Here is a 23998-nt window from a genome sequence, read left to right as displayed (position 1 = left end):
ATCCCGGAAGGAGCGGGAAGTTTCATTCTCCGCTCATCGCCCGGATCAGCACATCGCGCAGGCCGTCCATGCCCGGCTCCTGGCCTGCTTGCGGTGTGGCGGCGGGCGTCATGCCGGGGGTGAAGCCATGCTCGAGAAAGCGGGAGACAAGCGCCCGGTCGCGGCTGACGACATGGACGGGCACGGCGCGCGAGGCCCCTTGCCCGGTGATGATCGCCGCCGGCTGGTGGTCGCCCAGAAACACATAGAGCGCCTCGCCGTCCGAGCGGGCGATATAGCTGCCGAGGGTTTCCAGCGCATAGTCGATGGTGCGGATGTAGTGATCGCGCACCCGCTCCGGGTCGGCCCAGACCACCGCCGGGCTGTCGCCGCTTTCGGCCTGAGCGTTAAAATTGCTGCCCTCCGCGGCATCCTCCCAGTCGATGAGGCTGGGCACCGGCGTCCACGGCGCGTGGCTGGAGATGAGAGCGATTTCCGCCATCACCGGCTTGCCCTCTGCCGCTGCGGGCAGGCGCGCCAGCCTGTCGAAGGCCGAAAGCGTATACTGGTCCGGCATCGTCACCCAGTTGAAGGGCTTGCCGGTGTAGCCGAGGTCCTTGGCCGCCAGCATCGTGTCATAGCCGTAATAGGCAGACTCCGGCCAGTCCATGGTGATGGCGGGCATCACCGCCACGCTCTGCCATCCGGCATCGCGGAACATGCGGTTGAGGCTCGGTCTGTCGCTGCGCATCAGCAGGTCATAGCGCGCCTGACTGTCCACCCACAGGCCCGACAGCAGCGTGCCATGGGCGAGCCAGCTGAGCCCGCCCACGGTCGGCGCGCGGGTCCAGCCGCTGGCCATGGCATAGCCCGCACCCTCCAGTTCGGCCTGAACGGCGGCAAGGCGCGGGCCGGTGAGCGGGGCATAGCGCGGGTCCTCGATGGCGCTGCGGCCATAGGATTCGATGAAGGCCAGCACCACATCCCGTCCCCGGACACGGGCGAACAGCTGCTCGGGCGGCGGCAGGGCCGCAGGCTGCACCAGTTCGGCCTCAAAGGCGCTGAGATCAGCGATGGAACGGGCCACCACCTTCAGCCGCTCACCGAGGCTGGCGCTCTGGAACCCGGCATTGCCGCTGGCGGCCAGCATCGCAAGCCCCCCCGCCAGCAGGATGGCAAAGCCAGCCAGCGCAGGCAGGCGCAAGGAGGCACGCATGCGGATGAGGCAGACTGCCGACCAGAAGAACGCCGCCATCACTCCTGCAAGCACGGCAAGGGCGAGAGCCACCGCCAGCGCAGCCGTGAAGGTGCCGATGGTGCCGGACAGAAGGTTCCAGCCGTCACCCAGCATCCTGATGTCGAGATAGGGATTGAACGGCCGCTGAAAAGCCATCTGCACGCCGGTGTCGGCGAGCTTCAGGAACAGCAGAACGAAGACCAGCAGCGTCACCAGCGCAGCCGCAACATAGGCAAGCCACCTCGGCAGCAGCAGCAAGGCAAGGCCCGCCAGCGGCAGCTCGAAGGGCAGCCGCGCGAAAGCGGCCAGCGTGTAGCCGCCCGGCCGCACCGGCAGGTTGCAGGCCATCATGAAGACCAGAAGGAACACGGCCAGCGCCACGACGGGCTTCAGATATGCGGCGCTGCCGCCATCGCCCTGCCCGTCCCTCGCCTTCGGGGTCTTGCCGCTCCATCTATTGCCTGTCATTCACTCTGCCTTCTCTTGTTCCGGAGCCACGCTTGTACCCTGCCCCATCCGACCGCCAGCCTGAGACTTCCCCTTGCGCAAGATAAGGCTGCTTGCGTCCCTTGCGGGTCTGGCGCTTCTGGCTGGCCTCATTGCGCTCTTGAATCCGGCCAGCATCGCGGCGGCCCTTGCCAAGGCGCCCCCTGGCCATCTGCTGGCCGGGCTGCTGCTCGTCCAGTTTCAGACCGTGCTGTCGGCGCTGCGCTGGCGTTTCACCGCTGCCCGCCTTGGCCATGCCATTCCGCTTGGCGCGGCCATCCGGGAATATTACCTCGGTGGCACGCTCAACCTGCTGCTGCCCGGCGGCATGGCGGGGGATGCGGCGCGGGTCTACCGGGTGAAGGACAGCGCGGACGGCGGCTGGAAACAGGCGGCCACGGCCGTGGCGCTGGAGCGGATGTCCGGCCAGCTTGCCTTTGCGCTTCTCATGGGCGGCGGGCTCCTCGCCTGGGCCTTCGTTCTGCCAGCGGGGAGCATCCCCGCCTTGCCGCAGGTTTCCGCGCCCTCCGCATCGCCCCTCGTCTGGCTCGCCGCTGCAGGTCTTGTGCCGGCTGCGCTCGCCCTGCCGCTGCTCTTCCCGGCCTTGCGCGCCCGCCTGCGCCGTTTTCTGCCGGAGGCGCATCAGGCGCTGCGTGCCGCCTTCTGGACCAGAGGCGCGCTGGCCGTGCAGGCGGGTCTCAGCCTGCTGATCACCGGCAGCTATGTGCTGACCTTCCTCATCGCCTCCGATGCGGTGGGCGCCAGCCTGCCGCTTCTGGCAGTGGTCACCATCATTCCGCTGTGCCTTCTCACCATGCTGGTGCCGGTGGGTGTTGGAGGCTGGGGCACGCGGGAGGCTGCGGCAGCAGCCCTGTGGCCGCTGTTCGGCTTCACCGCAGCGCAAGGGCTGGCGGCAAGCCTGCTCTACGGGATGCTGTCGCTGGCCGGAGCGGCCTTGCCGGGGCTCGTTCTCCTGGCGCTGGAGCTGCTGCGCCAGAAACGCTGATCCCGCCAGCCGCATCAGGTCGCCAGCCTTGCATAGACATCGCCCGATGGGCTTTCCGGCGTCAGCCCTGAAATCTCCGCTAGCACGTCATCCCCTGTCACCCAGTGGCCGCTGACAAAGCGGTGCCGCTCGCCCACCACCCGGTTGAAGCGGTAGGGGCCGAGCTTCTCCAGCAGAGCCACCGCCTCGCGCGCCACCTGCGGCAGGGCCGGGATATATTCAAAAGCCAAGAGAGGGACAGGCTGCGACAGGCCGCGCAGGATATCGCTTTCCGCGCCTTCCACGTCGATCTTGCAGAAGGCCGGGAGGCCATAGCGCTCGATCAGCCGGTCCAGCGTCGTCACTGGCAGGCGGATCTCGCTGTCCCACACCACGTCGCGGAAACCTTCCGTCCCGCGCACACCATCGATGAACCGGTCCGAAATGGTCGTCACCGTCGGGTGGCGGCTGGAGATGTGCAGCACTGTCTCCCCTTCCTCAGCCCCCACAGCCACCGTCTCGAAGCCGCGCAGGCGGTGAGCGAGATGGCGCTCGATCATGCGGGCAAAGACGGGCTGCGGCTCCACCGCCACCACTTCGGCGCCAAGGCCCAGCAGCGTGGCGCTGCGGCTGCCGACATGGGCGCCGATATCAAACACGAGATCACCGGGAGAAATGAGCGGGCGGTAGAAGCGCCGCAACTGCCGGCGCCGCCAGGGCTGGCCGTAATAAATGACAAGCGAACGGGCAAGGCCCAGCGCGGCACGGACTGAGATCCTTCCGGTCAAAGGCCAGCCTCCGGCTTGCGCAGCAGATAGGCCGTGTCCACCGCAAAGGACCAGGCGAGCGCAGCCAGCGCCACCACTGCGATCCAGACAGATAACGGCGCCGTGACGACCGGCAGCAGCAGCACACAGAGCACCGCCACCTGCACCACGCAGACCAGCTTGCGCCGGAAGGACGGTGGCAGCGGTGCGGCAAGGCGAGGCTGCACATATTGCGCCAGCACGAAGCCATAGCGCATCAGCCCGATCAGCAGCACCCAGGGACCCGCCTTGTCCAGCTGCCACACGGCAGCCGAAAGACACAGGATCAGGAAGGCATCCACTTCCATGTCGAAGCGGGCGCCAAGATCCGATTCCTGATGGAGACGCCGCGCCAGATAGCCATCCAGCCCGTCCAGAGCCAGCGCCAGGCCCGCAAGCCCGGCCAGCGCCCAGTGAACCTCAACGCCGGCCCGGTGCATCTCCGCAAACAGCACCACTGCCGCAACAAGGCTGACCATCGCCGCGCGGATGGCCGTCACCGTGTTGGCCGCACCGAATTTGTGGAACTGGTGATGGACCAGCCCGCGCAGCACCAGACCAAACACCGCCAGCAGCACAGCGGATGCGGCCAGCGGCACATCGAGCCCCAGCCCAAATTGCAGCGAGGCCAGCGCATAGAAGACAAGAGAAACCGCAAAAACACACGCAAAAACGGCAAGAACATTACCTCTGAGGCGCGCCATGGCGCTTGCTTGCGGCGCGTCTTGCAGGCGCCCGGCATCTGCAGGCAATCCTGCCCGCCCTGTCACCGGCTCTCTCAATTCCATGGGCAGGCCCTCCGCAACCCGGCACGCGCATCCCGCTTACTTTCGCATCATACGCAAACTGCCTGAGGCCGGATTGCAGAAAGCCGCCGGAACGCTGGCCCATGACGTCATCGGAGCAGCACGGGCATCAGGCACAGCCTGTCCTGCATGAGCAGAGCCGGACAAGTAAACTTGCGCAGGAGCCACCGGGCAAATTTCCAGTGCGCCTGACAACTACTCCATGCACCAAGTCAAATATATATTCAAAAAATCATATGTTCCAGGAGCTGCAACTGCGTTGAAAACCTGAAAAAGACTCGTTGCTGAAAACCTTCCCGCGTGAAAATATTGACTTCGGATTGTGAGCAGTGGTCACGGCCTGAGAGGACTTGAGCATTCAAAGCATATCGCAAAAGAAAATACTTATTTGTTTAAAATAAAACGCAGGCTCAACAACAGCAACTAAAAGCTGAGGCTGGGCGCCGGGGAGCGGAATAATGACGCAGGTAGACGCTGTGCAGGGCAAGTTTGTGACAAGCAGGAAGCGGTCCATCAACCGCACCGCTATTGCGCTTCTGGCGTCTACTGCACTCGTTTTCCCTCACTCTCTTGTGGCAGGAGAGTTGCCGACCGGCGCAAATATTCAGGCCGGAGGAGCCTCGATTGACGTGACCGGAAATCTCATGACGGTGACGCAGGGGACAGACCGCTCCATCATCAATTGGAACAGCTTCTCCGTCGGCGCCGGAAACACCGTAAACTTCATTCAGCCGGGCGTCACATCCGCCATTCTCAATCGCGTTACCGGTGCAACGCCCTCCACAATCGCCGGCACGGTCACCGGCAACGGACAGGTTGTCCTCGTCAATCCGAACGGCATTGCCATCACGCCGACCGGCACGGTCAACATTGGCGGAGGCTTCATTGCCTCGACGCTGGATATTGCCAATGAGGACTTTCTGAACGGCAGCCTGAACTTTGCAGGCGATGGCGCATCGAAGTCCGTTTCGAACGAAGGCATCATCACCGTAGGCCGGGGCGGTTACGCAGCCCTCCTCGGCGGCACCGTGCGCAATGATGGACTGATTGCAGCGCCAATGGGCAAGATCGGCCTTGGCGCGGGCGAACGGGTGACGCTGGACCTTGCCGGCGACGGCTTCATGCAGGTGTCGCTGCCCACCGCAGAAGGTCAGGAAGGCGACGGCGCGCTGATCGAGAACGGCGGCACGCTCTCGGCCGATGGCGGCACTGTCGTGATGAGCGCAGCCACAGCCCGTGAAGCGGCACGCAAGGCCGTCAACATGTCCGGCGTCGCCGAGGCCCGCACGGTTTCCGGCAAGAGCGGCGCCATTGTCATCGGCGGCGGCGATGGCGGCAGCGTGGAGGTTTCCGGCAAGCTCAATGCCAGCGCCGCATCCGGCAAGGGCGGCAAGATTGCCGTCTCCGGCAAGAGCGTTTCGCTGAAGGAGGCCAAGGTCAACACCTCCGGCACCACCGGCGGCGGCACGGTCAAGGTCACGGCAGCGACCGGTGCTGACGGCGGCACCGCGCTTGTCGGAGCCGGAACAACGCTGGATGCCACGTCCACGGGTGGCACGGGCGGCACGGTCATCGTCACCGGCCAGCTTGTCTGGGCTGAAAGCGGCTCCCTGATTGATGTCAGCGGCGCAACCGGCGGCACCGTGCTTGTGGGCGGCGATTATCAGGGCGGCAAGACGGCAGCCAACAACTTCGTATCCGAAAAAGTCGCGAACGCAACGCGCACCTATCTGGCAGAGGGAGCAGTCATCAAGGCGGATGGCACGGCAGGGGCTGGCGGCAAGGCTGTGCTCTGGTCAGATGACACGACGATCTTTGCAGGCTCCATCAGCGCAAGAGCGGCAGGAACCGCAGCAGGCGGCCTGATCGAAACCTCCGGTCACAACCTGCTGTTCGGCAGCAATTTCGACGTTTCGACGATTTCGGAAAGCGGCGCAGCGGGAATGTGGCTGATCGATCCCTACAACGTGACCATTTCTTCTTCAAGCAGCAGCGGTATGACTGTCAGTGTTGCTGGCGATCCATGGACCGTAACGCCCCTCAACTCCGGAGCGGGCATTAACAACTCGACTCTGGCTGCATATCTTTCCTCGACGAATGTCACGATATTTACCAACGGCGCAGGCTCCGAAGCAGGCAACATCACCGTCTCGGCTCCCGTGTCCTGGTCTGCGAACACGACGCTCACGCTGAATGCCGATGCCACGACCGGCGGCATCTTCATCAATAACAACATTGCATCATCCGGCAGCAGCGGCGGGCTTGTCCTGATCGCCGGTTCGGGCGGGATCAATCAGGCAGGCGGCACCTCCGTTACCGCCAACACGTTGACTGCAACGGCGTCAAATGGCGGATCGGTCAGCCTGGCGAATGCCGAAAACTCGATTGCCGTTCTTGGCACGTCCTCCGCTGACGGGTCATTTGCCGTGAGCAGCAATCGCGCAATGACCGTGACCGGCCCGGTGACTTTCGGCAGTTCTCTGTCCCTCGCCACAACATCCGGCAATCTGGCAGTCAACGCTGCACTCGCCAGCAGCAGCGCCAATGCGGATGTATCGCTGACCGCAGCAGATGCGCTGGTCCTTTCGAAGGACATCACGCTGACCGGTGCAAACGCGCAGCTCGCCCTAGGGTATGGCTCCAGCTACACGCTTGCCAATGGCGCGCGCATCACCTTGTCCGGCGCGTCATCCTCACTGGAGATCGATGGAACCGGCTACACGCTGATCCGCAGTCTGGATGACCTTCAGACCCTGATGAACGGCAACCTTGCCGGCAGCTTTGCCCTTGCCTCCAGCATTGACGCCGGAGCGACAGCCAGCTGGAACGGCGGCGAAGGCTTTGTTCCGGTCAACGGCTTCAGCGGCACATTTGCAGGCCTTGGCCACTTCATCGACGGCCTGACGATCAACCGGCCGAACCAGTCGGTGCAGGGATTGTTTGGGCTGATGTCCGGCACAGCCCGCGACGTCACCCTGTCCAACGTGTCGGTGAGCGGCAATGGCACCGTAGGCAGCATCGCCGCCCGGCTTTCAGGTGGCCTGCTGACGAATGTTCATGTGACCGGCAGCGTGACCGCGCAGAGTGACCTCGCCGGAGGCTTGGTAGGCTGGAGCGATATCGGGACGATCAGCCTCTCATCCGCCCATGTCACCGTCTCGGGCGCCGGTGGAGTTGGCGGACTGGTCGGACGGAACCGGGCTGCCACGATCAGCGATTCCTATTCGACCGGGTCCGTGACCGGCACGGGCAGCGGGATCGGAGGGCTGATTGGCACCACGGTGCAGGGCACCACCCTGACCAATGTCTATGCCAGCGGGCTGGTTACGGGTGGCACGGATGCTGGCGGCCTGATCGGCAGTCAGGATGCCACGGCAATTACCGTAACCAATGGCTATTGGGACACCGGCACGACCGGGCAATCCACCAGCGCAGGCGGCACCGGCATCAGCACCGCAAATGCCTACACCCAAGCCACCTACTCCGGCTTTGATTTCACCAACACCTGGGTGATGTTCGCAGGTGACACCCGCCCCATGCTGCGTAACGAATATTCCAGCGTCATCGCAACGCCGGTTGCGCTGCAGCTGATGGCCCTGGATCTTGCCGCCAGCTATACGCTGGGTGCAAACATCAACATGGCGGCGGCGCAGGCAACCGGAGGCATCTGGGGCGCTTCCGGATTCAGACCCGTCGGCGGAAACGGTTCAGAGTTTACCGGCAGTTTCAATGGCAACGGCCACACGATTTCCGGCATGATGATCAACCGCACGGGCTCGAACTATGTTGGTCTGTTCGGCTTCACCACTGGTGCCACAATCAGCAATGTCACCCTCTCCGGTGGCAGCGTTGTGGCGAACAGCAATGTGGGTGCACTTATCGGCTACATGTCCGGCGGCTCGGTGTCGTCATCCGCTTCAAGCATGACGGTAACGGCGGTTAGCACCGCAGAAAGCAATGCCGGTGGCCTGATCGGTACAATCGATGGTGGTGCGGTGAGCCTCTCCTCCACAAGCGGCAACGTCACAGGCGCCGGCTATCAGACTGGCGGCTTTGTGGGCTATCTCATCAATGGCGGCACGGTCACCACATCACGGGCTACAGGCAGCGTGACAGGCACAAATACCAATTCCGGCTTTGGCTATGTCGGCGGCTTTGTTGGCGGCAATGGCTACAGCGGTGGGAATGGCGGCACCATCAGCCAATCTTACGCCACCGGCACAGTGACCGGTTCCGGTGGCACGATCGGCGGATTTGTGGGCCATAATGAAGGCGTCATAACCGACTCCTATGCCACCGGCCGCGTCATCGGCCTTGCCAGTGCAGACAACATCGGCGGCTTTGTCGGCGTCAATTTTGTCAATGGCACCATCACCAATGCCTATTCGACAGGCTATGTCACCGGCAGTGCAGGCGTTGGCGGTTTTGCTGGCTGGAACAACAACAGTGCCTCCGCCATAACGAACGCCTATTGGGACACGCAGACGAGCGGGCAGTCGACAGGCATTGCAGGCGGCTCAGGCAGTGCAACCGCCCGCACCACCGCCCAGTTGCAGGGCAGCCTTCCCGCCGGCTTCTCCCCGGCCGTCTGGGGCACCGGCACCAATCTCTATTCGTATCTCAACTGGCGCTACTCAACGACACCGGTCGCCGTCTCCGGCATCGCCTACAGCGATGCGGGCAGCACGGCTCTGGCCGGAAGCCTGATTACCGCCGTCTCCGGCGGCGCCAGCATTGGCAATACCGTAACCGGGGCCAATGGCTACTACTACATCCTGGCAGATGCATCTGCGCTCAATTCAGCCGGCGTCCTCACCTATGTTGAGACCGGGGACAGCACGCTCAACGCAGCCTTCTCGGACACCATTGGCACCAACGGGGTGCAGAATGTCTCGATTTACGGCGGCGCAATCCATCTGATAACCGGAGAAGCAGGACTGCTGGCAACCCAACTGAAGCTGGCCAGCACGCGCGGCAGCTATACAGATACGGAACTGTCCAGCCTGTCCAACGTCACCCTGACGCCCCTGACAACGTCTGTAAGCGGCGTCTATCTGGACGCAAGCGCCGCCTCCTACGCCCTCGACGCAAACCTGACGGCCGGTGGCGTTCTGTCCCTGAACAGCGGCGGCGCCTTTACAATCGACGGCACCAGAAGCCTGAGCGCAGGGGGAGATCTGACCATTTCGGACAATCTGTCCTGGTCGTCCGTTCCCCATACCCTGACGCTGAACGCAGGCGGGGACATATCGCTTGCGGGCATTTCTGACGGCGGCACGAATGGATCGCTCGTTCTCAACGCTGCCGGCACGATCACCGCATCCGGTGCCATCAGCGTGGGCACTTTTGACCTGCAGGCAGGCTCATGGAGCCAGATTGCCGCCTCGCTTCCCGCCTTCTCGGCCACGGATTTCCGGCTCGGCAGCGGTGCCACATTCCTGCGCGTGACCGGAGGGGACGGCTCGTCTGGAACGCCGTATCAGATCGCGGACATCTACGGCCTTCAGGGCATGGCTTCCACCAGCCTCCGGTCTCTCGATTTTGTTCTGACGTCAGATCTCGACGCCAGCGGCACGTCCCTCTGGAACTCAGGCACAGGCTTCATCTCCATCGGAACGCAGGCCGACAGTTTCGCCGGCTCGTTTGACGGGCAAGGCCGCACGATTTCCGGGCTCACGGTCAACACCTCCGGAAACAATGCCGGTCTGTTCGGTTACATCGGCGGTGCCGGTGCAGTCTCCAATCTGGCGCTGACCAATGTCAGCATCTCGGGTGCCGACTACGTAGGCGGCATCGCCGGGCAGAACTTCGGCACGATCACGAACGTGAGCGTTGCCGGATCTGTGACCGCCACCAACGCAGTTGCCGGCGGGATCGCAGGTTACAACGCCGGCAGTCTCACCAGCTCCCGAGCCACGGCGGATGTCACCGCCGCAGAATCGGCCGGCGGCCTGACGGGACAGATGGCCGGAGGAACGCTCACGGCCTCCTATTATGCCGCAGGAACCGTTTCGGCCGGACGTTATGCGGGTGGCATTGCGGGTTCGGTGTCAGGCGGCGGCATATCGAATGCCTTTGCCAGCGGCAGCGTCAGCGCAAGCATTGAGGGAGCGGGCGGCCTTGCCGGGTACATGTCAGGCGGCTCCCTGACCAACACCTACGCCACAGGCACCGTGACTGCCCAGGACAGAGCCGGTGGCCTGGTGGGCTATGGCAGCGACAGCACGATCACCAACAGCTATGCCACCGGCGCCGTGACCGGTGCAGGCACCAGCGGCGGCCTTGTTGGCGCACGCGGCGGCGACCTGATCATCAATGCGTCCTTCTTTGACACACAGAGAACCGGTCAGAGCCTCGGCGTGGGCGCAGGCGGATCACCGGATGTTACCGGCCTCACCACGGCCCAGATCAACAGCCTGTCCACCTTCACAGATGCAGGCTGGAGCATCGACGACGAAGGCGGCACGTCGTCCGTCTGGCGCATCTATGACGGCTTCACGGGACCGCTGCTGCGCAGTTTCATGACCGGCCTGACGGTGACCGGCGGCAGCGGCAGCAAAACCTACGACGGTTCGGCCTCCGCCAGCAGCACCGGCACCCTCACCTATAGCGATCCGGACCATGATACCTCGCTTGTCTCGGGAACGGCTGTCTACACGGCCAGCAGCGCAGATGCCGGCAGCTACAGCGGCAGCAACCTCATTCTGTCCGGTCTCCATTCCAGTCAGCTTGGCTATGACATCACGTTCATTTCCGGCACTCTGACGGTCGACAAGGCCGCTCTGACAGCCACAGCCAATAACGACAGCAAGACCTATGATGGCCTCGCCTATTCGGGTGGCAATGGCGTTACCTACTCAGGCTTCGTCAATGGCGAAACCGCCTCGGTTCTCGGCGGCACGCTCACCTATGGCGGCACCTCGCAAGGGGCAGTGAATGCAGGCTCCTATGGCATCGGTTTGTCGGGCCTGACCTCGCACAACTATGACATTACCTTCGTGTCCGGCACGCTGACGGTGGACAGGGCAAACCTGATCGTGACCGCAAGAGATGATGTTCTGACGGCGAATGGATCGCCCTATGCGGGCGGCGCGGGCGTCACCTTCTCAGGCTTTGTCAATGGTGAGACCGAGGCCGTTCTGAATGGCAGCCTGTCCTATGGCGGTTCGGCCATCGGCGCAACCGCCGCAGGCAGCTACCTCATCTCAGTGTCCGGGTTGAGCGCTGCGAACTACACATTGCAGTTCCAGAACGGCACATTGACCATCAACCCAGGCCCCGCACCGGCTGGGCCAGACAACAATCTGCCCTCCAGGCAGAGCGTCAACCTTGTCAGCTGGCGGGGCGGAGGAATTCCCGCGCCCAGCCTGTCCAAGCCCGTCTGGCGGCAGGTGACAGGCGTCACCACCCCCGCCCAAAGCGGCACACAGGGCGGTCCGGATGATCAGGAGAGCCAGCTGCTGTTGCGGGACGTCTGGCTTTCAGGCATCAACTGCCTGGCTGCAGGCGGCTGGGCTCCCGCCTGTGCTGGTGGTGCAAACTGATGGCGTATGGCATGATGACCTTCCTCAATCCCCGGCGGCTGGGCCTGCTGGCAGCTGCCGGTCTTCTGCCGCTGTGCGCGCAGGCTCAGACGGCCAGCCAGTTGGTGCGCCCCGACTATGCGCCGGCAACCATTTCCCCCGTGCGGCAGGGGCTTTCGCTTCCCGCCACGACAGGGCTCGATGCGCCTGCCGGCGCGGAGAAGCTGGAGGTCACCCCGTCCGGCCTCACCGTCGAAGGCGGACTTGCCGAGCTTTCGTCCGAGACGGCCCGCATCGAAGCAAGGCTCAAGAACCGGCGGGTGACGGCGGCAGATCTCTTTGCCGCGGCACGCGATCTGGAAGCGGCCTATGTACGGGCGGGCTATGTGCTCGTGCGTGTCAGCCTGCCGCCGCAGACCATCGTGGATGGCAAGCCCTTGCGGCTGACCGTAACGGAAGGCTATGTGGAGGCAATTGATGTCTCTGCCTTGCCGGCCCGGGTTCAAAACATCGTGCAGCGCACGCTGCAGCCACTGACCGGCCGCAGGAATGTCACCTTGCAGGAACTGGAGCGGCGGCTGCTGCTGGCGGGCGATACGGCCGGTCTGCTGCTCAGGTCCGCGCTTCAGGCGGGCAGCCAGACCGGAGCCACGGTCATCGTCGTGGACGGCCGGCATGATCCGGTTACGGCCACCCTCTCCCTGGAAAACAGCCTAGACCGGAATCTCGGACGCTACTCCGTGAGTGCAGGCGTTGATCTCAACGGCCTTCTGGGGCTGGGTGAAGTCTTCTATCTGCGGCTGATGGGCTATCCGGGCCTTGACGGCGGCTTCTTCAGCAATGATCCGCGCAACCGGCAGATTGCCGGCGGCGTTTCCATGCCGCTTGGCACCAATGGCCTCTGGTTTGGCCTGGAAGGCGTCGACAGCCGCACCCACCCCCTCAGCCAGACAGGCTTCACCCTGCTGGATCATTACCAGCGCGGATCAGTCCGCCTGGGCTACAAGTGGGTGCGCAGCCGGACCTTCAACACCAGCAGCCAGATCAGCCTGGATCTGGCGGCCGAAAAGCAGAGGCTCGCCGTCGGGACATCGCGGTTTGACTGGGCGCAAGACCAGACCCGGGTGCTGCGCTTCAACCAGTCGGCAGATTTCTATGCCCCGTGGGGCGCAGTGATTTCGGGCGACATGACCGCCTCCTTCGGCCTGGATGCCCTGGGCGCGCGTTCTGCCACAACGAGCCTGCCGCTCACCCGTTTCGGCGCCAAGCCGGACTTCAGCAAGCTCGATATATCGGCCCGGTACAGCCAGTCCTTCTTCAACCAGCGCCTGAATTTTCAGGCGAGCGGCAAGGCACAGACGTCCTTCGGCGATGCTCTGGTGGCTTCCGAGCAGACGGGTCTTGGCGGCAGCGAATGGGTTTCGGCCTTCGGGGCGGGCAAGCTTGAGGGCGATGCGGGTGCGGCTGTCCGCGCCGAACTCTCGGTGCCGGTCGCCCTGCCCCTGCCCGGCGGTTTCAACGCCGCTGCAGCCCCCTATGTCTTCGGTGCGGCCGGTATCGCAAAGCTCGAAGCCGCCACCGCTCTGGAAACCGAACTCACCCGGGCCCACGCCTTCGGCATCGGCGTCCGCGCCGGCCTGTCGGAGGCCTCAAGCCCCCGCTCAGCGACGGTTTCGCTTGAGTATGCCCACGGGTCCGCAACCGGGATGAAGGATACCAGCCGCTTCAACCTGCGTGTCATGACAAGGTTCTGACGGCTGGTCCTTCATTCCTTCACCCCACAGCCATGATCTGCTGCCAGGCGTCATAGGCGGAAAGGACGGTTTCCATCTGGGCGGTGTGGCCGGTGATGAAATCCGGGCCGTAGATGGTTTCGTCCGGGTATTCGGTGATCAGCGTCACCGGCACCGTATGGCGCGCGTCCACCGAGCACAGGCACGGGAAGCCGTTGACCATGCGGAACCCGGTTTCGCCTGCGTGGACTTCGTAGAGCGCGATCTGGCGGGCGTTTTCCTCCAGCAGGCCCGGGATGGCGGCGAGATGGCGCGTCACCCGGTCCATCAGGTCCTCGGCCTGCCGCTCCCAGCCGTCAAGATAGCGCAGGATCAGGAAGAAGCCCTTCGGCAGCGTCCACATGGCAAAATGCCGGGGCACATAGCCGGAAAGCGGCCGCGTCCACTCGTGCGAGGGATAGCCATGCAGGTTGACGTGCAGTTGCGCGCCCGTGCGCGCTTCCGCCTCAATGCGGATGGCCTTCTCCAGCAGAAGATCCCCGGCGGTTTCGGGCCTGCGGTATTCCAGGTCATCCCCCAGCGCCGTGTAGCGGGCGGCGTGATGCATGTGCAGGGGATTGTCCGCAATCAGCCGCTGGTGCAGGGCATAACCATCCGGATTTTCCTGCGGCGACAGGGTGAAATGCGCGCCGTCGCGGGCGGCCAGAACCTGCCCGGCACGCAAGGCTCCCACAACCCCGGTCGTCTCGTTGGCATGCTGGCCGGCGCTGATCATCACCGGCACATGAGTGCCCTTCCGGTAACGGGCCTCGACCTTGCGGCCCGCGCGTGAAGACGCTGAGAAAGCCTCGCCGCCGGCCCGCGCCAGTTCTGCGGAAATCTGCGCGGGGGACAGGGGCGCAGCCGCCTGCGCCAGATCCTGCTCAGCCGGGCTGTACGCTGTTGCAGGCGGGGTCTGGGTGGCAAGCGGACGCAACTCGATGCGCAGGTGATAGCCCTCCTGCCCGCCCAGCACTTCCGGCACGATCTGCCCCGGCTTCAGCCCCCGGTCGCCCTGCGGGCGGCCGGATTTCATCTGGAAGAATTCGAGCAGCGAGAAATAGAGATCCTCGTGCATCGCCTCGGCAAGGCTCATCACCTCATGCGCATGGGCAAGGGGCAGATCAGCTGCAGGCAGGCGGACGGCAAGGTTCAGCTCCTCGAACCAGGGCTCGGCCACGCCCCAGTCATGGCCGCTGACGGCATCCAGCGCTTCAGCAAACAGCGCCTCGTAGGGCGTCTCAAAGGGAGCGCCCGCCGCATCGCCATTCAGCTTCACCCAGCCGCAGGGGGAGAGGTTCATCTGTCCGGCAAGATCCTGATGCTCCCGGTTGGGGGCAAGGATGGTGACGGTCTGTGTGCTGCCATCGTGATGGGTCAGCACCAGCTCATACTGCAGGCTGCCATCCGTCCGCGCCGAGAAGGTCAGCGGGCGCGGCGCAATCAGGGCGGCGAGCGGATAGGCCTCCAGCCGGAAGCGGTTCTCCGGTGCCAGCGGATGCACCGGATAGCGCAGCTCTGCGGCGGCAACGCCGTCCAGATCCACCTCTTCCAGCACCGCATGAACCAGCGGCTTGTAGGCACTGCGGATGATCGCCGTGATGCCCTTTTCCGCCAGCGCCGCTTCGATGGCACGGCGGGTCTTCAGATCATCGAAAGTCCAGGCCTCCAGCGCCGTGATGCCGGGGCGCAGCAGCGCCGAGAGGCGGTCCAGAGTGGAGGAAAAGCCGGCGTCTTTCAGGCAGATGGTCGTGCAGGTCATCGGCTTACCTCGTGCTGCGTCCGGTAGGGTCGAGGCTGTCACGCAGCCAGTCGCCGAGAAGATTGAGGCCCAGCACCGTCAGCAGAATGGCAAGGCCGGGGAATACGCTGATCCACCACGCCGTCTGCAGATAGGTGCGGCCGTCGGCCAGCATGCCGCCCCAGCTCGGCACCGTGCGGTCAACGCCAAGACCGAGGAAGGTGAGGCTGCTCTCCAGCAGGATGTTGTTGGCCACGTTCAGCGTCATCAGCACGATCACCGGTCCCAGCAGGTTGGGCAGGAGATGCTGCAGGATGATGCGCCAGTCGCGTACACCAATGGCCTTGGCGGACTGGATGAACTCCCGCTCGCGCAGGGTCAGCACCGAGCCGCGCACAAGGCGGGCATATTGCACCCATTGCGAGACGATCAGCAGGATGATGGTGTTGGTCAGGCTGCCGCCGACGATGGCGATGAAGGTGATCGCCAGCAGGATGAAGGGCATGGCGAGTTGCAGATCGGCAAAGCGCATCACCACCATGTCCCAGAAGCCACGGTAGTAACCGGCGATCAGCCCCATGATGACGCCGAAGACAACGGCACCGGCCACCGACACGAAGCCGACCAGCAGCGAGATCTTGCCGCCGGCCACCACCCGCGCCAGCACGTCGCGGCCCAGCGCATCGGTGCCGAAGGGATGCGCCCAGGAGGTGAACGGCGCCAGATTGCGGGCCATGAAGTCGATCTTGTCCACGCCGCCGGGGAACAGCAGGCCGGAGAAGATGACGGCAAGGCAGATCACCGTGGTCAGGCTGGCGCCCAGCACGAATTCAAGGTTGGAGAAGCGCCACAGGCGCGAGGTTGCGGAAGCCATGGCGCTTACTCCGTCCGGATGCGGGGATCGACCAGCCCGTAGGCGATGTCGACCAGAAGGTTGATGCCGACGATCATCAGCGAGAGAACCGTGATGACGCCCTGCAGCAGCGGATAGTCTCTGGCGCCCACTGCATCGAAGGCGAGAGAGCCGAGGCCCGGCCAGTTGAACACCCGCTCGATGACGACGATGCCGCCGAGCAACCCGCCGAACTGCAGGCCGAAATAGGTGATCAGCGGAATGGCGCAGTTCCGCAGCGCATGCTTGTAAAGCACCTTGCTTTCGCTCAGGCCCTTGGCACGGGCCACCATCACATATTGCGACTGCAGCGTTTCCAGCATGGCGGTGCGCACCAGCCGCACGTTGGTGGCGGTCAGGATGACGCCCATGGTCAGCGCCGGCATGATGTAGCTCTCGATGCCGCTCATGCCGCTGGGCGGCAGGATGCGCAGGGTGATGGCGAAGAGCAGCACCAGCATGGTGGCCAGCCAGAAATTCGGAAAGGACAGGCCGATCAGCGAGAAGATGCGGATCACCTGATCCACGCCCTTGCCCCGCGAGATGGCGGCCTTGATGCCGAGCGGGATCGAGATGGCGATGGACACGGCCATGGAGATGAAGGCAAGCAGCAGGGTTGCCGGCAGTGCCGCGCCAATCAGCTGCGACACGGGCGTGCCGCCCACGAAGCTGCGGCCGAAATCAAGGGTAAGCAGCCCTTTCAGGAAACTGAAATACTGCACGAAGAAGGGCTGATCCGTGCCCAGTGCGGCGCGGATGCGCGCAAGGTCTTCCTCCGTCATGCTGCCGCCACCCTGGAACATCATCACGGCAGGGTCGCCGGTGAGGCGGATGGCAAACGAGACGACAAGCGTCAGCGCTATGACGACGAAAATGGCCTGCAGCAGGCGCTTGATGAGGAAACTGGCCACGTTCTTCTCCTTCAGGGCAGGAAAGCTGCCGCCCGCACGGGCAGGCGGCAGCCGCTGTCATGAGGTCACTCGACGGTGACTTCGTTGAGCTTCAGGCGCGTGTCCGGCGCCGGCACGAAGCCCTTCACCCGCTTGTTGATCGCGTAGATGGCGTTGGTGTTGTAGAGCGGCAGCTCCAGCGCCTTGCCGGCCACATAGGCACCGATTTCCTTCAGCACCTTCTCGCGCTCTGCGCGGTCGGTCATCGGGCGCTGGGATTCCAGCAGCTTGTCCAGCGTCTCGTCCTTGTCATACGGGTTCCACTTTTCGCCCGTGTGGTACATGGCGTAAGCGGTGTTGTCGTAATCGAAGGTCCAGCCGCCCCACTTCTGCTGGAACATCGCGCCGGTCTTGCCCTGCGGGATGATGTCGTTGATCAGCGTGCTGGTCTCATGCGGGGTAACGGAGACGTTGAGGCCGATGGACTGCAGGTAGAAGGAAATGGCCTGTGCCACTTCGTTCATGGTCGCGTCATTGCCGCGCACGTCGATCTGCAGCGTGGCGCCTTCCGGGACACCGGCTTCCTGCAGCAGCTTGCGGGCGCCTTCCGGATCATAGGGCAGAGGCTTCAGCTCAGCGTCGTAACCGAAGGACAGGGCGCTCTGGAAGCTGGCGATCTCTGCGCCCTGACCGGCGAGGATCGACTGAACGATCGCGGCGCGGTCCACGGCCATGATGATGGCCTTGCGCACGCGCGGATCGGCGGTGATGCCGTCACGGGTGTTGAAGCGCAGGGCATCCACCGTCGGTCCGGGAACGCTGACGATCTCCAGGTTGTTGTCGCTCTCGATGGTGGGGATCATGCCGATCGGAATGGTGGGCGGGATCACCAGGTCAACGCGGCCGAACTGCAGTTCGGCAACGGCCGTCGCAGGCTCGGAGATGAAGCGGTATTCCAGCTCGGACAGCTTCGGCGCACCGCCCCAGTAATCCGGGTTTGCCGCCAGCGAGATGGAGGCCTTGGGCGCGTAGGAGACGAACTTGAACGGACCGGTGCCGACCGGATTGGTGTTGAAGAACTCCTCGCCCTTCTCGGCGATATACTGCGGCGGCACGATCATGGCGCCATAGCCGGCCAGCTTGGTCAGCAGCACCGGATCCGGATTCTTCAGCTTCAGGTCCACCGTGTAGTCGTCGATGACTTCGACGCTGTCGATGACGATGTAGTTGGAGCGCTGCGGGCCCTTGGCACCTTCTTCGCCCAGCAGGCGGTCGAAGGTGAACTTCACGGCCGCGGCGTTGAAGGGTTCGCCGTTGTGGAACTTCACGTCCTTGCGCAGGGTGAAGCGGATGCGCTTGCCCTCGTCCAGCTCTTCCCAGCTCTCGGCAAGGCCCGGCACCAGTTTCAGGTCCGGCCCGCGGTAGGTCAGGCCTTCAAAGATGTTGGTCGAAACGGCGGCCCAGGCGACGAGGAAGGTGTCGATCGGGTCCCAGCTGCCTGGATCCTGCGGGGAGGAAATCGTCAGCTTGCCAGCCGCAAATGCAGGCTGTGCCGTGAAGGATGCGCCGGAGATGGCCAGCGCAAGGGCGGCAACGCCCATGCCCAATGTCTTCAGTTTCATTTCCAAGTCCTCTGCTGATTGGCTTCGGGTCTGCGGGTCACGGTCAGGCGCCGCGGGCGGCAAAATGGCCGGGACTGATTTCCTCGTGGGTGAGGATGGCAGGCTCATCCCCTACCCGGCGGACCGGGCTCGGGATTTCGCCCTCGATCAGCACACCGCCACGCGGACGCGACGGATCGGCGACCGGGACAGCGGCGAGCAATTTGCGGGTATAGGGATGCGCTGGCGTCTCGAAGACCTGGCGGCGGCTGCCCATTTCCATGATCTGGCCGAGGAAGAGCACCGCGACCCGGTGGCTCATCTTCTCCACCACCGCCATGTCGTGGCTGATGAAGAGATAGGCGAGGCCGCGCTCGGCCTGCAGATCCATGAAGAGATTGATGATCTGCGCCTGGATCGACACATCCAGCGCCGACAGGGCCTCATCGGCGATGATCAGTTCCGGGTTGGAGGCAAGGGCACGGGCGATGCACACGCGCTGGCGCTGGCCGCCGGAAAACTCGTGCGGATAGCGCGCCGCATGCTCGGACCCAAGCCCCACGCGCTCCAGCAGCTCATCCACCCGGCGGCGCACGGCCTTGGGATCGGCGATCAGGCCGTGGGTGTGGATCGGCTCGGCAATGGAGAAGCCCACCGTCTTGCGCGGATCGAGCGAGGCGAAGGGATCCTGGAAGATATACTGTACCTTCTGGCGCATGGCGTGGCGCTCGGCCCGGCTCATCTGCGCGAAGCTGCGCCCGCCGAACAGGATATCGCCCGACTGGGCTTCCTGAAGCTGCTGGATGGTACGGCCGATGGTGGACTTGCCGGACCCGGACTCGCCCACCAACGCCAGCGTCTCGCCCGGATAGATCTCGAGCGACACGTTGGAGACCGCACTCAGCCGGTGCGTCGTGCGGCCCAGCAGGTTGCGCCGCACATCGAAGCGCACGAACAGGTCCTTGACCGCCAGGAGCGGCGGGCTGTCATAGCGCGCGGTGTCCTGCAACCGCTCCTCCTGCTTGCCCTCCATGCTGCCGTCAGCTCCGGCAAGATCGGCGAGGCGCTTGGGGAAGTCCTGCCCCGTCATGCTGCCAAGGCGCGGCACGGCGGCCAGAAGCGCCTGGGTATAGGGATGCTGCGGGCTGTTGAAGATCTGCCCCACCGGGCCTTCTTCCACCTTGCGCCCCTTCCACATCACCACCACGTCATCGGCCATTTCCGCAACGACGCCCATGTCATGGGTGATGAAGATCATCCCCATGCCGAGTTCCTTCTGCAGGTCCCGCAGGATGTTGAGGATCTGCGCCTGAATGGTCACGTCCAGCGCCGTGGTCGGCTCGTCGGCTATCAGCAGCCTGGGACGGCAGGCCAGCGCCATGGCGATCATCACCCGCTGGCGCATGCCGCCGGAGAGCTGGTGCGGATAGCGCTTCAGCTGCTCGGCAGCATCAGGCAGGCGCACCATTTCCAGCAGGCGCTGCGCTTCGGCAAGGGCTGCCGCCTTGCTGCTCTTTTCATGCAGCATCAGCACTTCGCTGATCTGGTCACCGATGGTGAAGACCGGATTGAGCGAGGTCATCGGCTCCTGGAAGATCATGGCGATCTCCTTGCCGCGAATGCTGCGCATGTCCTTCTGGGAGGTTTCCAGCAGATCGCGGCCGCCGAAGAGAATGCGCCCCGTATCGAAGCGCGCGCCCATCATGTCCGCAAGGCGCATGACGGAGAGGGATGTGACCGACTTGCCGGAGCCGGATTCGCCCACCACCGCAACCGTGCGGCCCGGCTGAACCGAGAAGGACAGATCCTCAATGACCTTTGTGCTGCCGAAGCGGACGGTCAGGCCATCGATGGTCAGGAGCGGCGCTGCGGCCTGCGGGGTTTCCGGGCTCGTTGAAAGCGTCATGCCTTGGCCTCCGGCTGTGCCACTGCGGGCGAAATACGGGCAAGGATTGCATTGGCAGCCTGCGTGGAGCCTGCGGCAGCAAGTCCGGTGATACGCCCGGAACAGGGCGCGGTGACGGCGGTTTCCATCTTCATGGCGTCCATCATGGCAAGGACGGCCCCCTCCTCGACGGCGGCCCCTTCCTCAACGGCCCAATGGGCGAGCGTTCCGGCGACAGGCGCCCGCACGGCGCCAGCGTCCTCGACCTCCCCGCCGCCATCCCCGGCAACGGGAGCCGCCGCCCCCAGAAGGCGCAGAAAGCCATCGGGGATGCCCACCTCGACCAGACGGCCATCAATCTCGATCCGGCCCCGCAGCAGCGGACGGATGGCGGGCGCATCCGGGCGGGTCGCTTCCTCCAGGGTTCCGGCGAAATCTGTCTCGATCCAGCGGGTGTGGACCTCGAAGTCGGCACCGGTAAAGTCCGGATGCTCCAGAACCGCCCGGTGGAACGGCAGCACCGAGGGCACGCCCTCGATGACGAATTCCGCCAGGGCGCGGCGGGCGCGGGCAATGGCCTTGTCGCGGGTGGGACCGCGCACGATCAGCTTGGCGCAAAGGGAATCGAACATCGGCGGAATGAGCGAACCGGTCTCCACACCGCTGTCCACCCGCACGCCGGGCCCCGAAGGCGCACGCCAGCGGCGGATTTCACCGGCAGACGGCAGGAAACCCCGGCCCGGATCTTCGATGTTGATGCGGAACTCGAACGCATGCCCCCTCGGCTCCGGCGTCGTGGTGAAGGAGAGCCGCTGTCCCTCGGCAATGCGGAACTGCTCGATCACAAGATCAAGCCCCGTGGTCTCCTCCGTCACCGGATGCTCGACCTGAAGGCGGGTGTTCACTTCCAGGAAGGAAATCAGCCCGTCGGCACTCAGCAGGAACTCCACCGTCCCGGCGCCGGAATAGCCGGCTTCCGCGCAGATATCTCGCGCGGCCCGGTGGATCGTCTCGCGCTGCGCCGCGCTGAGGAAGGGCGCGGGCGCCTCCTCCACCAGCTTCTGGTTCCGGCGCTGCAGGGAGCAGTCGCGCGTGCCCACCACCACCACATTGCCATGCTTGTCGGCCAGAACCTGCGCCTCAATGTGGCGCGGGCGGTCGAGGAACTGCTCCACATAGCACTCGCCGCGGCCAAAGGCGGCAACGGCCTCGCGGGTGGCGGATTCGAACAGGTCCTCCACCTCGTCCAGATGCCGGGCAATCTTCATCCCGCGCCCGCCGCCGCCATGGGCAGCCTTGATGGCCAGCGGCATACCGAACTGACGGGCGAAGGCCAGCGCCTCGGCAGCACTCGACAGCGCGCCCTCGCTGCCCGCCACCAGCGGTGCGCCCACCTTCTGGGCGATGCGCCGGGCCTGCAGCTTGTCGCCCAGCACCTCGATCACCTGCGGGTCCGGCCCGATCCAGGTGAGACCTGCGTCCATCACGGCACGGGCAAATTCGGCGCGCTCAGACAGGAACCCGTAGCCCGGATGCACCGCATCTGCGCCGGACTGGCGGGCGATGGCGATCAGCTTGGCGATGTCGAGATAGGTCTCCTTCGGCGAAGCGCCGTTGAGGGCATAGGCCTCGTCCGCAAATTCCGTAAACAGCGCCCCGGCGTCGGCATCTGCGTAGACGGCCACAGAAGCGAGGCCATAGTCCCGGCAGGCCCGGATGATGCGCACGGCAATCTCGCCGCGATTGGCAATCAGCACTTTTTTCATGGAGTGTCACCTGCGCAAAGGGAATAGGCCGTGAAGGGACGGACGGCCCGGAAACGGATGAAGGCACCGGGCGGAATCTGCCCGGCCAGATCAAGATGATACGCCGCCACCGTGGCCATAACCGGATAGCCACCGGTCAGCGGATGATCGGCAAGGAACAGCACCGGCTGGCCGTTGGCAGGCACCTGAATGGCCCCGCGCAGCGTACCTTCGCTCGGCAACTCGCCCGTGACAGCCCGCTCCAGCACCGGCCCTGACAGACGCAGGCCTGTGCGGCTTGCCTGAGACGTCGCCGCCCAGGAGGTTTTCAGGAACTGTTCGGCAGAGACAGGCGTGAACCAGTCCGTGCGCGGCCCCAATACCACGTCCAGCACCGTGGTTTCCCCGGCGCGCGGCATGGCGAAGGCGGGAAGCACCTCTGGCTCGACGGCGGAGAGCTTCATCCCGGATGCCGCCCGCAGCCGCGCCCCGGACGTCACCGCAGCAGGACCGATCTGCGCCAGCGTATCTGCCGAAGCACTGCCGAGCACCGGCTCAACCGCAAAACCGCCGCGCAAGGCGAGATAGCTGCGCAGGCCCGCCGTGGGGGCCTTCAGCGTCACCCGGTCGCCCGGCTCCAGCGCCAGAGGCCGGTTCATGGGCCCGGAAATGCGCGGGCCCCGCTCCGGCTGGATGGTGATGGCCCGCTCCGCGCCCGTCACCGCGATCACGGCACGGCCGCTCACGCGGAAGGAGAAGACGGCTGGCGCGAGTTCGAGAGCTGCCGCGTCTGCCGGATTACCCGTAATGCGGTTGGCCAGCGACAGGCTGGCCCGGTCCGCCGCGCCAGAGCGGCTGATGCCCTGCGCTGCCAGTCCGGGACGGCCATGATCCTGAAACAGCGCCGGAAGCCCGGCGCTCAGCACATCGAGATGCAGGCCTTCAATCCCGCCCTCCAGCACGGCGGCAGCAGGCGTTGCATCTTCTGCGGGGATCTTCGCCACCGGATGATGCGTAGCTCCCGCCATATCGCGGAACCGCACATGCTGGCCCGGCTGCAGCAGCGCGGCAGGCTTGCGGCCAAGATCGAACATGGCGAGCGGTGTCGTGCCGATCAGCTGCCAGCCGCCGGGGCTGACCTTCGGATAGATGCCGCTGAATTCGCCCGCCAGCCCCACGGCGCCCGCAGGAACATGGGTGCGCGGCGAAGCGCGGCGCGGCACATGCAAACCAGCCTCAGGCGCACTGAGATAGGCAAAGCCCGGCGCAAAGCCGGTGAAGGCAACGAGATAATCAGCCTCCACATGGCGGCGGATCACCTCATGCGTGGAAATGCCCAGCAGCTCCGCCACATCGGCAAGATCCTCCCCGTCATAGCGGACGGGAATCTCCACCACCTCGGCGGCCCCCGCCTTGCGGGGCATGCCCAGCCGCACCACAGCCTCGGCGGCCACCTGTTCGGCAGAAATGGTCAGCGGATCATGGCTGATCAGCAGCGTCCGGGCCGCCGGAACGATCTCCAGCACCCCGGCCACCGGATCGGCTTCCAGCGCATCGAACAGGGCAAGCGTCACATCAAGGCTGGCGAGTTCGAGCAGCACTGCGCCCTCGCGCAGCATCAGCACCCGCATGGACCGGCGCGCCGGCATC

At 64.7% G+C, this 23998-nt stretch carries 13 protein-coding genes; 3 read left to right on the top strand and 10 right to left on the bottom strand.

What is annotated here, in order from left to right:
- Window positions 1–22 precede the first annotated feature (22 nt).
- A complete protein-coding gene (locus tag AC0CMF_RS10605) occupies window positions 23–1684 on the bottom strand; it encodes an alkaline phosphatase family protein (RefSeq protein ID WP_374629588.1) in 1662 nt (553 codons plus the stop codon).
- A 73-nt stretch (window positions 1685–1757) separates the two neighbouring features.
- On the opposite strand from AC0CMF_RS10605, the gene AC0CMF_RS10600 reads away from it, so the two are divergent.
- Entirely contained in the window at window positions 1758–2708 is a 951-nt protein-coding gene (locus AC0CMF_RS10600) for a lysylphosphatidylglycerol synthase transmembrane domain-containing protein (protein WP_094463378.1), read from the top strand.
- A 14-nt stretch (window positions 2709–2722) separates the two neighbouring features.
- Here the strand turns inward: AC0CMF_RS10600 and AC0CMF_RS10595 are convergent, their stop codons facing one another.
- On the bottom strand, window positions 2723–3475 hold the full coding sequence (locus AC0CMF_RS10595; RefSeq protein WP_208997373.1) for an FkbM family methyltransferase: 753 nt from the start codon (window positions 3473–3475) through the stop codon (window positions 2723–2725).
- A complete protein-coding gene (locus AC0CMF_RS10590) occupies window positions 3472–4281 on the bottom strand; it encodes a CDP-alcohol phosphatidyltransferase family protein (RefSeq protein WP_374629587.1) in 810 nt (269 codons plus the stop codon). The genes AC0CMF_RS10595 and AC0CMF_RS10590 overlap by 4 nt, the downstream gene beginning before the upstream one ends.
- Window positions 4282–4757: 476 nt before the next feature.
- On the opposite strand from AC0CMF_RS10590, the gene AC0CMF_RS10585 reads away from it, so the two are divergent.
- Together AC0CMF_RS10585 and AC0CMF_RS10580 are read left to right on the top strand one after the other, a co-directional pair.
- The gene (locus AC0CMF_RS10585) at window positions 4758–11843 is read left to right on the top strand and encodes a two-partner secretion domain-containing protein (protein ID WP_472481623.1); all 7086 of its coding nucleotides are present in this window, start codon (window positions 4758–4760) and stop codon (window positions 11841–11843) included.
- Window positions 11843–13576, top strand: a complete 1734-nt coding sequence (locus tag AC0CMF_RS10580) for a ShlB/FhaC/HecB family hemolysin secretion/activation protein (RefSeq protein WP_374629585.1) — start codon at window positions 11843–11845, stop codon at window positions 13574–13576. The genes AC0CMF_RS10585 and AC0CMF_RS10580 overlap by 1 nt, the downstream gene beginning before the upstream one ends.
- 19 nt (window positions 13577–13595) lie before the next feature.
- On the opposite strand, the gene AC0CMF_RS10575 is transcribed toward AC0CMF_RS10580, so the two are convergent.
- The 7 genes from AC0CMF_RS10575 to AC0CMF_RS10545 all read right to left on the bottom strand — a co-directional run bounded on the left by AC0CMF_RS10575 (window position 13596) and on the right by AC0CMF_RS10545 (window position 23997).
- On the bottom strand, window positions 13596–15356 hold the full coding sequence (locus tag AC0CMF_RS10575; RefSeq protein ID WP_374629583.1) for a M14 family metallopeptidase: 1761 nt from the start codon (window positions 15354–15356) through the stop codon (window positions 13596–13598).
- Between the two features lie 4 nt (window positions 15357–15360).
- The gene (locus tag AC0CMF_RS10570) at window positions 15361–16209 is read right to left on the bottom strand and encodes an ABC transporter permease (protein WP_019963881.1); all 849 of its coding nucleotides are present in this window, start codon (window positions 16207–16209) and stop codon (window positions 15361–15363) included.
- A 5-nt stretch (window positions 16210–16214) separates the two neighbouring features.
- Window positions 16215–17138 carry an ABC transporter permease gene (locus AC0CMF_RS10565; protein ID WP_186391226.1) on the bottom strand — a complete coding sequence of 308 codons (924 nt, stop codon included), beginning with the start codon at window positions 17136–17138 and terminating at the stop codon, window positions 16215–16217.
- Window positions 17139–17203: 65 nt separating this feature from the next.
- Window positions 17204–18739, bottom strand: a complete 1536-nt coding sequence (locus AC0CMF_RS10560) for an ABC transporter substrate-binding protein (protein WP_374629582.1) — start codon at window positions 18737–18739, stop codon at window positions 17204–17206.
- 43 nt (window positions 18740–18782) lie between these two features.
- A complete protein-coding gene (locus tag AC0CMF_RS10555; RefSeq protein WP_374629581.1) occupies window positions 18783–20624 on the bottom strand; it encodes an ABC transporter ATP-binding protein in 1842 nt (613 codons plus the stop codon).
- On the bottom strand, window positions 20621–22369 hold the full coding sequence (locus AC0CMF_RS10550) for an acetyl/propionyl/methylcrotonyl-CoA carboxylase subunit alpha (protein ID WP_374629580.1): 1749 nt from the start codon (window positions 22367–22369) through the stop codon (window positions 20621–20623). Before AC0CMF_RS10550 ends, AC0CMF_RS10555 begins: the two co-directional genes overlap by 4 nt.
- A complete protein-coding gene (locus AC0CMF_RS10545) occupies window positions 22366–23997 on the bottom strand; it encodes a 5-oxoprolinase subunit B/C family protein (protein WP_374629579.1) in 1632 nt (543 codons plus the stop codon). Before AC0CMF_RS10545 ends, AC0CMF_RS10550 begins: the two co-directional genes overlap by 4 nt.
- Window position 23998 lies beyond the last annotated feature (1 nt).

This window comes from Pannonibacter sp. CBAS1226 (assembly GCF_055685825.1).
The sequence above is the reverse complement of the archived record's forward strand: the minus strand, read 5'-3'. Positions and strand labels throughout refer to the sequence as shown.

Coding starts and splice junctions, on each gene's coding strand:
- AC0CMF_RS10605 (WP_374629588.1), bottom strand. CDS start 1,684: ATGACAGGCAATAGATGGAGCGGCAAGACCCCGAAGGCGAGGGACGGG.
- AC0CMF_RS10590 (WP_374629587.1), bottom strand. CDS start 4,281: ATGGAATTGAGAGAGCCGGTGACAGGGCGGGCAGGATTGCCTGCAGAT.
- AC0CMF_RS10585 (WP_472481623.1), top strand. CDS start 4,758: ATGACGCAGGTAGACGCTGTGCAGGGCAAGTTTGTGACAAGCAGGAAG.
- AC0CMF_RS10580 (WP_374629585.1), top strand. CDS start 11,843: ATGGCGTATGGCATGATGACCTTCCTCAATCCCCGGCGGCTGGGCCTG.
- AC0CMF_RS10575 (WP_374629583.1), bottom strand. CDS start 15,356: ATGACCTGCACGACCATCTGCCTGAAAGACGCCGGCTTTTCCTCCACT.
- AC0CMF_RS10570 (WP_019963881.1), bottom strand. CDS start 16,209: ATGGCTTCCGCAACCTCGCGCCTGTGGCGCTTCTCCAACCTTGAATTC.
- AC0CMF_RS10560 (WP_374629582.1), bottom strand. CDS start 18,739: ATGAAACTGAAGACATTGGGCATGGGCGTTGCCGCCCTTGCGCTGGCC.
- AC0CMF_RS10555 (WP_374629581.1), bottom strand. CDS start 20,624: ATGACGCTTTCAACGAGCCCGGAAACCCCGCAGGCCGCAGCGCCGCTC.
- AC0CMF_RS10550 (WP_374629580.1), bottom strand. CDS start 22,369: ATGAAAAAAGTGCTGATTGCCAATCGCGGCGAGATTGCCGTGCGCATC.
- AC0CMF_RS10545 (WP_374629579.1), bottom strand. CDS start 23,997: ATGCCGGCGCGCCGGTCCATGCGGGTGCTGATGCTGCGCGAGGGCGCA.